The organism is Bartonella sp. PS7NMGDW, assembly GCF_042193585.1.
Taxonomy (GTDB): Bacteria; Pseudomonadota; Alphaproteobacteria; order Rhizobiales; family Rhizobiaceae; genus Bartonella; species Bartonella grahamii.
Map to the genome: position 1 here is coordinate 1 of NZ_JBHILX010000061.1, position 1,926 is coordinate 1,926.

The window sequence follows — 1,926 nt, forward strand, 5'->3', positions numbered from 1 at the left end:
GATGGTTCACTGAAAGATTTAGAGAAGCGCTTAGAGGCTTTAAGAGAAGAGTTTGAAGATTTGAAAGAGTGTTCATTTTAGGTTTAATGGAGGAATAAAGCATATGAAAATACCTGATCATAGTCATGAGTATCTGATACCAATAGCAACGCAAGAGGAAATCAGAGAAGGAACTTCGCAAGATAGCGTTGTTGTTCCTAAGATTTTAGGGACGGCATCTTTGTATTCGTATGAAACTTTTGCACCATTAGAACAGGTTGTTAATGCAAGGCAAGAGTCTGAAAAATCCATGGCGCGTGCAAATAGTGCGCAACAGGTTGCAGAGGAATCGAAAAGGGTTTCTGATCAAGCGCTTACAGAGGTGACGAAAACGGGTGAAGCGGTTACAGCAGCTACGACAACCGCTAATCTTGCAAAAGATACAGCGGATACAGCCAAGGGATTAGCAGAAGAATCCAAGAGTGCATCAGATGCCGCCAAGCAAATGGCAGAAGAGGCAAAAGCTCTTTCAGAACAATCCAAGAATGCTTGTGCTGAAGTCAAGGCATCTGTTGCAACTGTTAAGATAGTTGCCGAATCGGCGCAAACAGGAGTGGAACAAGCCTCGCAAACAGCTTCAGAAGCGAAGGGTTTGGCGGAATCGGCGAAAAGTGCAGCAGAGAGTGTAACAGAGAAAGTAGATCAAGCACTAAGAGAGGCTAGCGATGCAAAATCTAAAGCAGAAGGCTTAGAAACAATAGCCAATGAAGCAAAATCCACAAGTGATCAAGCAAGCCAAACCGCTTTGAGTGCAAAAAGTTTATCAGAAGAAGCCAAGGAAGTAGCCGAGACTGCGAAGTCGACAGCAGAAGAAGCGAAGAGTGTTGCGGAGCAAGCAAAAGAAGAAGCTGATACGACGAAGCAAGGGCTTGGAGAGGTCAAGAGTTCATTAGACACGGTGACAGCAACGACAAATTCTGCGAATACAGCCGCCTCTGAGGCAAAAGTGTTAGCGGAAGAAGCGAAGAGTGCATTGACAGAAGTTCAAGAGAAGGCACAGAGGAACAGTGACAGTCTTTCTGAACTTCAAAGTAAGGTAGGTTCTCTTTCCACTAATTTTTTAGAGGATGTGCGTTTTAATCAACCTGACAGAATTTTGGAAGCCGATTCACACAATAGAAAAGGTCTTGTGATCAATGCAGGGGCGTGTTTTCGCTTTTATCGTGGCGGTGAGAATGGGGATAGGTCCATCTTTTACCGCACTCCAGGGCGTGGAAGGATGACTTTTGACGAAGATTTTGAAGCAGGAAAGGATTATTATATATATCTCATCTTAAAAGATCAGGCGGATGAGATAGCCCTTAAGCTTTCGCAAAATCCGACAGCTCCTGATGGTTATACAGAGGATAATTCTGAAAAGATTGGTGGATTTCATACGCTATGTGCGGATGTTGGTGAGATTGAAGGTCATCTCTTATCGGGTTATCAAGCGGGAGATGTTTTGCCCAATTCTGTTTGGTGTTTAAATCATCGCCCACGTAGTAGTCCAGAAGGGATGGTTTACAATCCGTGGCATAATATTTGGGTTGATATTTATCTTCAATCAGGGACAGGTGTAAATGCAAAGTCGGCATATGGTGTTCCGATTACGAGCAATCGTAGCTATGCAGATCATGCATTTGATTTTTGGTCTGTTAATAAGAGATTTTTGACGAGTGATGAGTTTTCGCCATGCATGTATGGAAGTAATCAAGCAACCAGTATTGTCGGCAATCAAGCGCCTTCTCCTAAGACGTCTGGAGGACACGTTGATACAAACAATAGACGGATGATTTCGCATATCGGTTGTGAGGATGGTTGCGGTTATGTTTGGCAATATTTGTCTGGTTGTTATCCAGTGACTAAATGGCATACAGGGGAGCAAGGAAGCAGTTTACGTGTAGACAT

General features: G+C 43.6%; 1 protein-coding gene. It reads left to right on the plus strand.

The window, feature by feature from the left end; genetic code table 11:
* Nucleotides 1-103 precede the first annotated feature (103 nt).
* On the plus strand, nt 104-1,926 hold a 1,823-nt coding region (locus ACFIKJ_RS09125), incomplete at its 3' end, for an alanine-zipper protein (protein WP_375670533.1).